Below are 7665 nucleotides of genomic sequence, written 5' to 3' on the forward strand. Positions count from 1 at the left end.
ATTTGCGTCTGACTCGGAGCGGCCATGTCGACTTCCACCTGCTTCGCGCTCTGCGCCGACGACTTTGCTCTGTCTCCCGCCGTCACAGCGGGGATTCTCGAGGCTCTGGCGGCCGGACGGCTCACCGCGACCTCGGCCATGACGACGCAAGCCAACTGGCCGGACGCCGCGAAATCCTTCCGCGCTCTCGCGCCCCGGGCCGATCTCGGCCTGCATTTCAACCTGACGCTTGGCGGTCCACTGGGAAAAATGCCGAGTTTCGCGCCCAATGACGCCTTTCCCGCGATGAACTCCATCGTGCCCGCCGCCTGGCGCTCAGCCTTGCCGCGCGGGGAAATCCGGGACGAATTGCGCCGCCAGCTCGACGCATTCGAGAACGCGTATGGCGCCCCGCCAGATTATGTCGACGGACACCAGCATGTGCAGGTTTTGCCGGGAATCGCCGACGATCTCATCGCCGAACTTTCCGCGCGTGGCCTTGCCGGAAAGGTCTGGCTGCGCGACAGCGCCGACCGTCCCCGGCGGATATTTGCGCGCGGAAAACATTGGGGCAAAGCCCTGACGGTGGCGGCGCTAGCGCGCGGCTTCCGCGCCAAGGCGCGCGCGGCGGGCTTTGCGCTCAACGACGGCTTTTCGGGCTTTTCCGATTTCGACGCCCAAGGCGATTACGCCACCGATTTTGCGAGCTTTTTGCGCGCGCCGGGCGCCAAACCCCTCATCATGTGCCATCCCGGCCATGTGGACGCGGAATTGGCCCGGCTCGATCCCGTCACCGATTCGCGCGAGGCGGAGCTGGCTTTCCTGCTATCGGACCGCTTCATGGAAATTCTCGATGCGGCCGGCGCAAGGCTGGCGCCGCTTTCCGCGATGTGAGCGCCTTCAGGCCGGCAATTCGTCGAGACAGGCTCGAAGCGCAGCAAGATCGACGGAAAAGCCTGCTTTTGCGCCGACGCCGCGAAGGGCGACAAGATGGCTCTGCTTGGCTTCGACGAGCGCGCGGAAATGGTCGCCCTCCGTTCCGGGCCGGGTCAACACGATCGCCTGCACGCCGCGCGGCGCGACCGCCATATTGGCCAGCCCGGAGCCGCTGGCGCCGACGATGATTTCCGCGCGCGAAAAGGCGCGGATCTGTTCCGCGAAGGTCATGCCGGAAGGATCGACGGCGACGAAGCCCAGCGGCTGCAACAGCTCCATCAACGCCGCCTCATTGGCCGGCCCCTCCGCCTCGCCCGCGACATAGACGCGCTTCGGCGCATCGGGGGCGCCTGCGAGCCGCGCCGGCAGCGATTCCAGCACCTCGAGCGCCTGCGGCGAAACAAGCGCGCCGCGCTCACGCGGCAGGGGATAGACCGCGCGCTGCAGGAAGACAGGCGCTTCGCCCAGTGCGACGATCCGACCCGGCGCGACGCCGAACAGGGCCAGACTGTCGCGCAGGATTTGCTCCATCGCTTGCGGCTGGCCGGACAGGACGATGCTAAATTGCGACAGGTCGCAAAATTGCGCCGCGATGGCGACGCGGGGCAGCACGTCGAGCAGCCAATGGCCGTAATCGCCGTCGCCGCTCTGTCGCAGATAAATGAAATCGCCCGAAAGGCGCCGCATCCGGGTCAGCGGCCAGACTCGCGCGCTCCATGCTCCGTCTTTCTCGCGGCGGAGCGGCCCGCAACCAGCCCCCGGCTCCATCCCGGCGAGGCTTTCCGCAACGAGGGCGCCCCCCAAGGACATCAGGGCGCCCGCCCCGAGCGAACAGACTTCTTCAAAAACGGCCAGCCCGCCCGCGCCCGAGTCCGGCGGAAGCGAATGAAAGCTTCGGGCGATTTCCGCCGCCGGACGCACAGAAGCGGGACGCCGGCGCGGCGATGTCAGCGCCAGACGTCCATCGCCGAAATTGAAAAAGCGCCAGTGGTATGCGTCGGGCTCCGGCGCCGGCATCAGGCGCTCAATAACCCATAGGCGCGTCGCCGGCCGGCTCCGGTCCCGTCGCGCCGAGGGCGCCGACCGGAAGAGTCGCGGCGATGGCCCCCGCCTTGGCGAAATTGAGCGTAAGACGGACCTCGCGCCCCTGAGCCAAGGGCTGTTTCAGGCCCATCAGCATGAAATGGAGGCCGCCGGGCTTGAGGGTTACGGTTTCGCCAGGCTTGATCTCGACGCCGTCGGGCAGGCCGCGCATGGTCATGACGCCATTGTCCATGCCTGTTTCATGCAGTTCGACCTTTTCGGCGACATCCGCCGTCACCGAAACCAGCCGATCCGGCGCCGCTCCCTTGTTGACGATGGCCAGATAACCCACGCCGACCCGGGAGCCCTTGGCCGTCGCGCGGCTCCAGGGCGCCTGGATCTCGATATCGGCAGCCGAAGCCTTGTCCGCCAAAAGCCCCGCCCCGGCCAGCAAAAGCCCCGTCCCCAGCGCGACGCCGCGCAAAATTGCCTTGAAGGCGCGCATGTTGTCCTCCCCCTTTATTCTTCCGCGATGCGTTTGATCTTGCGCCCGCGCGAATAGCCATAAGCCAGCAGAATGGCGAGCAACGCGCCGAGCGGCGGTGCGAAATCGCCCATGATTTCCGGCGGCATCGCGCTGGCGAGCACGGCTGTATCGGCAGCCGCCATCCGCCCCGCGACCCAGCCGAGCAGGCCCGCGCTCGCCCACAGCAGCGGCGGCTTGCGCAGCGCGTTGATGAATTGCGCCGAGCCCAGCGCCAGCAGTGGGATGGACAAGGCCAGGCCGAACAGGACCAGCGGCTTGACGCCCTGCGCCGCGCCCTGAACCGCCGTCATGTTGATGAGGGCCCCCGGCGCGTCGAAGGCCAGCGCGGCGGCCATGGCCGCGCCGAGGCCCCGATGCGGCTTGATCTCGGGCGCCTTGTTCGTCTCGCCGCGTATCGCCGTCGCCAGCGCCGCCCAAAACAGCAAGACCGCGCCCGCGAGTCCGAAGCCGGGCAGATGCGCGCAAGCCATCAGCGCGTAAGCCAGCGCAATGCGCAACAGAATGAACAGGACCGTCCCGAGATTGATTCCCAGCCGCTTCTGCTCCTGTGGCAAGGCGCGGGTCGCCACGGCGAGCGCGACGGCGTTCTCGCTGGACAGGATGAGATCGAGCCAGAGAATTTCGATCAGGCTGGCGATGGTTTGCGAAAAATCCATATCTTTCCTGGCTACCCAAATCATTCCCGGCGGCTGTGGCGGCGGAGATTAGGCCAAGGCGAAATCTTTCGCCATCGACAGAATGACGCGGGTCGCGCTTTCCAGCCGCGCGCCGCGCCAATTCGGCACATGGATGAAACAGGCCCGGCGGTCCATCAGCAGCGAGAGATAGAAGCTTTCATTGCAAAGGTAATCGCCCGCGTCATGGGACAGCGCGGCGGGCAGGCCGTTGCGCCGCGCCAGCGCGACGAGGCGAGGCGCGGCGTCCACGCCACGCAGGACGTCCGGGCCGCCATGGACGATGAAACGGCAAAAAGGGCGCTGCTTCGCCGCGTCGGGCTTCAGGATCGAGGCGCGGTTGCGGGCCAGAGTCTCGATCGTCAGCCGCTTGCGCCGGGCCGCCACGCCGAGCAGCAGCACCGCGTCCGGGCTCGTCTCCGCGAACAGCCTGGAGAGCGTCGGCGACAGCGCGAAACGATCGACCGGCAGCACGGCCGTATGCAGGTCTATTCCCGCCAAAGCGAAAACGCGCTTGCTCCGCTCCAACCGCCGGGTCAGAAGTTCGGCCGGGTTGGTCCGCTGGCCGGGAAATGCCCCGAAACCTGCGACGAGCAGCGATTTCCCGGTGTTGAAAAAGCTCACAGGCCCAAAGCCGCCGCGATCTTTTCGACCGCCAGGGTCGGCGACAGCGATCCCTCCGCGACGCGCCCCTCCAGATCGGGCAGCAGCGCGCGCACATGGGCGTCGGAGCGCAGGCGCGAGAACAGCAACTCCTCCAGCATCGTCCACATCCATTTGACCTGCTGATTGCGTCGCTTGGCGGCGAATTCGCCCGTGGCCTCGAACCGGCGGCGATGCTCGACCACCTGCGCCCACATCTCGTCGAGGCCGATATTGTCGAGCCCCGAGACGAGCACGACCGGCGGAGACCAGTTTTGCGAGGCCGGCATCATGATATGCAGGGCGGCGCGATATTCCCCCGCCGCTCGCACGGCGCGGGCGCGGTTCTCGCCTTCGGACTTGTTGACCGCGATCATGTCGGCGATTTCGAGCACGCCCTTCTTGATGCCCTGCAATTCATCGCCGGCGCCCGGCAGCATCAGCACGAGGAAGAAATCGGTCATTTCCGCGACTGTGGTCTCGGATTGGCCGACGCCGACCGTCTCGACGAGAATGACGTCGAAACCCGCCGCCTCGCACAGCAGCATGGTCTCGCGGGTTTTCGCGGCGACGCCGCCGAGCGTGCCCGAGGAGGGCGAAGGGCGGATGAAGGCGTTGCGCTCGACGGCGAGCCGCGCCATGCGCGTCTTGTCGCCAAGGATCGAGCCGCCCGTGCGCGCGGAAGACGGATCGACCGCCAGCACCGCGACCTTCTGGCCGGCCGCGACGAGATTGGCGCCCAGAGTGTCAATGGTGGTGGATTTGCCGACGCCCGGCACGCCGGTAATGCCGACGCGCATGGCGCGGCCGGTGTGCGGCAGAACAAGCTGAACCAGTTCGCGCGCCTGTTGCTGATGTTCGGACTTGCGGCTTTCCACCAGAGTGATGGCGCGGGCCAGCGCGGCCCGGTCGCCCGCGCGCAGGCGCTCGGCGAGCGAGGGCACATCGTGGGCGCGCGGGTGCGGATGATGATGCGGATGCGGGGCGGTCATGCTGTCTTATAAGCGCGCCGCGCCCGGGACGGAAGGCTCCGATTGAACCGGGATCAGGGCATTCCGGGCTGCGGAACGAGAGGCGCGCCCCAGCCGCCGCGTTGCTGGACGGCATTGACCTGCACGCCCACTGTCAGGCGATCCGTGATGGCGTAATCGACGCCCGCGCCAACCGTCGTGATGGTGGTGGCGGGCTGCGAGCCGACGAACATGTCGTTGAGCGCGTCGAAGCCTTTGGGCGCGCCGTTCAGCGTGCTGGTCGGCCTGGCGATTCCGGCGCCGAGCGTGACATAGGGCATCAGCCGGCCCATATCGTAGCCGAGCTTGACCTCAGCCATTCCGAAATCATAGCCGCGCGGACCATATTCGGAGAGGCCCGGCAGATAGCCGACCGAGCCCTGCGCGCTGACCACGATGTTATTGGCGAACTCCTTGCCATAGCCGACATAGGTAGCGCCGCCGAAACCGCCGCGCCCGCCCCGCCCGGCGCCCGCTGCGGCAAAAACCTCGGTCCCCACCGTCAAGCCGCTCCAGCGACCGGAGGGCTGCGCCTCGTCCCAGGGAGCAAGCTGCGGTGGGGCGTCATAGGGCGAGGGGCCGCCGACGAAAAAAGGCAGCCCGTCGGACCGCGCCGGCGCGGCGACGGCGAGACACAGCAGGCAGGCGAAGGGGAAGGCGCGGATCATGGCGGCCTCTAAGGAAAACGCGACTCTCATCGCAGCCAAGTCTGGCGGCAAAAAGGCGGCGCTCCAAGGCCTTTTCGCTTATCGCTTCCTTGCCGACTAGCGGGGCGGCGGCGCGACTTCAGCGATGAAACCTCGGATTCGCTTCAAAGACTCATCAACCACAGCGTCGAAGCGGCGGATCGAGCGATCCAGATCGGCGTTCAGATCCAGTTTCTCAAAGCGCTCCCGGCTGCCGTCCAGAACGTGGCCCGGATGGCCGATGGGCACCGCCACCGATCCGTTGCGCATCCTGGCCTGGAACTCGGGGAAGGTCTTGCACTGGTAATGGTTGATCTGAATCCGATGATGCGCGACGCGATCAGAGATGCCGAAATTGATCATTTCGAACGGCTCGAAATCCGAAAGCGCACTTCGTCCGCTCGCGGCGACAATATTATGGGCGGTCGCGTCACGGGCCAGAGCCGTGCGGCCAAAACACTTGAAATGATGGTTGTTTCCCCATTGCCTGGGCGCGGCCAGTTCAAATGTGCGCGTGACCAGATCATAATCAGGCGACGAAACGCCGCCCGATCCAAAACCGCGCCAGTTGACCCGCACCGTCGAGACGTCCTCCGGAATGGTTGCGAGCCATTCATGGATCCCCGCATCCTCCAGCGGAACGACAAATTCGTCGAGATCGACGAACCCTACCCACGGCGTCCGGCACCAGCGCAACAGGTCGCGATAGGCCGAATTCTGCGCGGAATTTCCGGGAAGAGATGGCCAGTCGATCCACTGGACACGGCGGTCGTGCTTCGCAATTGCTTCCAGCACCTCGTTTTGATTGTCTTCGGGATCGTTCGAATATACGACGATGCGGTCGAAGCCAATTGCCAGATGATAGGCGATCCATTCGGGCAGATAGCGGCCTTCGTTCTTGGCGATCGCGCCAAGAGTCACGCCATGGCGACCCGCCAGTGGCGCCAGCGACCGACCAGCGATCTCGGCAGGAAACAGGTCGATGGGTCGCATTGCCTTCGGATATGGATAACGCATGATATCTATATCCTATTTCGACTTAGGATAGCCGCCGCAAAGCCCTTACTTCAATAATGGCCTCCAAATACTCGAAATAAGAGAGCCTATACTCTATAAAACCGCTTTGTCTTCAAGTTTTTAGCTCAAAATAAGCCATTACGGCCCTGCCCCGCACTACACCGCCAATTACAAATTTGGCCGCAGGATGGAGCAATGCCTTTCGGAGCCAAAGCGGCGGGCTAGACGCCAGCCTTCGGTGTGACCTGTGCGACAATGTCCTTAATGCGCTTCAGACACTCGTCAACGGCCGCGTCAAAGCGACGGATCGAGCGATCGAGTTGATCATTTCTGTCAAGTTCCATGAAACGCTCCAAGCTGCCGTCCTTGCTTCGGTGTTGGTTGCCCACCGGACGGACCGCCGATCCTCTCCGCATTCTCTCCTGGAACTCGGGGAATGTCTTGCATTGGTAGTGGTTGATCTGGATCCTGTCGTAGACGACCCTGCTCGACAGCCCATCGATGTAAGTTTCAAAATCTTGGAAGTCGGAAAGCGTTCTTCTCCCCCTGTGGACGGTAATATTGTGCACACTTGCTTCTTGCGCTGCGGCGACACGGGCAAATGACTTAAAATGGCAATGGTTGCTCCAATTCAGCACCGCCGCCCTCTCGAATGTGCGCGTGACCAAATCATAATCCGGCGAGACGACGCCGCTGGAGCCAAAACCGCGCCAGTTGACATGAACCGTCGAGACATCCGCCGGCACAGTCGCAAGCCAGGCATGAATGCTCTGGTCTTCGAGCGGAACAACAAATTCATCGATATCAACAAATGTGATCCAAGGCGTCGCGCACTGGCGCAGCAGGTCGTTATATGCGGAAACCTGTGGAGATACATCGGGAACGGAGCACCATTCGACCCAGCGCACCCGCTCGTCATGACTCGCGATCGCCTCCAGCAATTCATTTTGCCTATCTTCGGCATCGTGCGAGTAGACGACGATCTGATCGAACCCGATCGCGAGATGATAGGTATCCCTTCGGTGGCGGCCGCCTTCCGTTGAGATCGGATTTGGCGGAGAGATCGCTCTTACGAGCGCTCATACGAGCGCGCTTAAGAGTTGCTCATGGCTCATTCCATTTTGCTGACAGGTCCAGATCGTCGCCGCTCC

The 7665-nt window shown here is 64.2% G+C and carries 9 protein-coding genes; 1 reads left to right on the forward strand and 8 read right to left on the reverse strand.

The genetic code is table 11. The annotated features are described in order from the left end of the window. The first annotated feature begins 24 nt into the window (after window positions 1–24). Window positions 25–873 carry a ChbG/HpnK family deacetylase gene (locus QZ409_RS10090; protein WP_296710192.1) on the forward strand — a complete coding sequence of 283 codons (849 nt, stop codon included), beginning with the start codon at window positions 25–27 and terminating at the stop codon, window positions 871–873. A gap of 6 nt (window positions 874–879) precedes the next feature. Here QZ409_RS10090 and QZ409_RS10095 read toward each other — a convergent pair whose 3' ends face one another. The 8 genes from QZ409_RS10095 to QZ409_RS10130 all read right to left on the reverse strand — a co-directional run bounded on the left by QZ409_RS10095 (window position 880) and on the right by QZ409_RS10130 (window position 7578). Then, window positions 880–1932 carry a glycosyltransferase 61 family protein gene (locus QZ409_RS10095; protein WP_296710195.1) on the reverse strand — a complete coding sequence of 351 codons (1053 nt, stop codon included), beginning with the start codon at window positions 1930–1932 and terminating at the stop codon, window positions 880–882. A 7-nt stretch (window positions 1933–1939) separates the two neighbouring features. Then, the gene (locus QZ409_RS10100; RefSeq protein WP_296710197.1) at window positions 1940–2443 is read right to left on the reverse strand and encodes a copper chaperone PCu(A)C; all 504 of its coding nucleotides are present in this window, start codon (window positions 2441–2443) and stop codon (window positions 1940–1942) included. A gap of 14 nt (window positions 2444–2457) precedes the next feature. Next, a complete protein-coding gene (locus QZ409_RS10105; RefSeq protein WP_296710199.1) occupies window positions 2458–3141 on the reverse strand; it encodes a TerC family protein in 684 nt (227 codons plus the stop codon). A gap of 48 nt (window positions 3142–3189) precedes the next feature. Next, window positions 3190–3783: a hypothetical protein gene (locus tag QZ409_RS10110; protein ID WP_296710201.1), complete on the reverse strand. Its 594-nt coding sequence runs from the start codon at window positions 3781–3783 to the stop codon at window positions 3190–3192. After that, window positions 3780–4793 carry a methylmalonyl Co-A mutase-associated GTPase MeaB gene (gene meaB, locus QZ409_RS10115; RefSeq protein ID WP_296710204.1) on the reverse strand — a complete coding sequence of 338 codons (1014 nt, stop codon included), beginning with the start codon at window positions 4791–4793 and terminating at the stop codon, window positions 3780–3782. The genes QZ409_RS10110 and meaB overlap by 4 nt, the downstream gene beginning before the upstream one ends. Before the next feature lie 53 nt (window positions 4794–4846). Beyond that, window positions 4847–5479 (reverse strand): outer membrane beta-barrel protein, encoded by a 633-nt coding sequence (locus QZ409_RS10120; RefSeq protein WP_296710207.1) that lies wholly within the window; start codon window positions 5477–5479, stop codon window positions 4847–4849. 96 nt (window positions 5480–5575) lie between these two features. Further along, entirely contained in the window at window positions 5576–6514 is a 939-nt protein-coding gene (locus QZ409_RS10125; RefSeq protein ID WP_296710210.1) for a glycosyltransferase family 2 protein, read from the reverse strand. A 221-nt stretch (window positions 6515–6735) separates the two neighbouring features. Beyond that, a complete protein-coding gene (locus QZ409_RS10130; RefSeq protein WP_342394834.1) occupies window positions 6736–7578 on the reverse strand; it encodes a glycosyltransferase family 2 protein in 843 nt (280 codons plus the stop codon). Between the last annotated feature and the right edge of the window lie 87 nt (window positions 7579–7665).

The sequence above is a fragment of the Rhodoblastus sp. genome (genome assembly GCF_019449565.1).
Lineage (GTDB): Bacteria > Pseudomonadota > Alphaproteobacteria > Rhizobiales > Beijerinckiaceae > Rhodoblastus.

What these genes read in the sequence shown, in the direction of transcription:
- QZ409_RS10125 (WP_296710210.1), bottom strand. Translation starts at nt 6,514, where the DNA reads ATGCGTTATCCATATCCGAAGGCAATGCGACCCATCGACCTGTTTCCT.
- QZ409_RS10090 (WP_296710192.1), top strand. Translation starts at nt 25, where the DNA reads ATGTCGACTTCCACCTGCTTCGCGCTCTGCGCCGACGACTTTGCTCTG.
- QZ409_RS10120 (WP_296710207.1), bottom strand. Translation starts at nt 5,479, where the DNA reads ATGATCCGCGCCTTCCCCTTCGCCTGCCTGCTGTGTCTCGCCGTCGCC.
- QZ409_RS10095 (WP_296710195.1), bottom strand. Translation starts at nt 1,932, where the DNA reads ATGCCGGCGCCGGAGCCCGACGCATACCACTGGCGCTTTTTCAATTTC.
- QZ409_RS10100 (WP_296710197.1), bottom strand. Translation starts at nt 2,443, where the DNA reads ATGCGCGCCTTCAAGGCAATTTTGCGCGGCGTCGCGCTGGGGACGGGG.
- meaB (WP_296710204.1), bottom strand. Translation starts at nt 4,793, where the DNA reads ATGACCGCCCCGCATCCGCATCATCATCCGCACCCGCGCGCCCACGAT.
- QZ409_RS10105 (WP_296710199.1), bottom strand. Translation starts at nt 3,141, where the DNA reads ATGGATTTTTCGCAAACCATCGCCAGCCTGATCGAAATTCTCTGGCTC.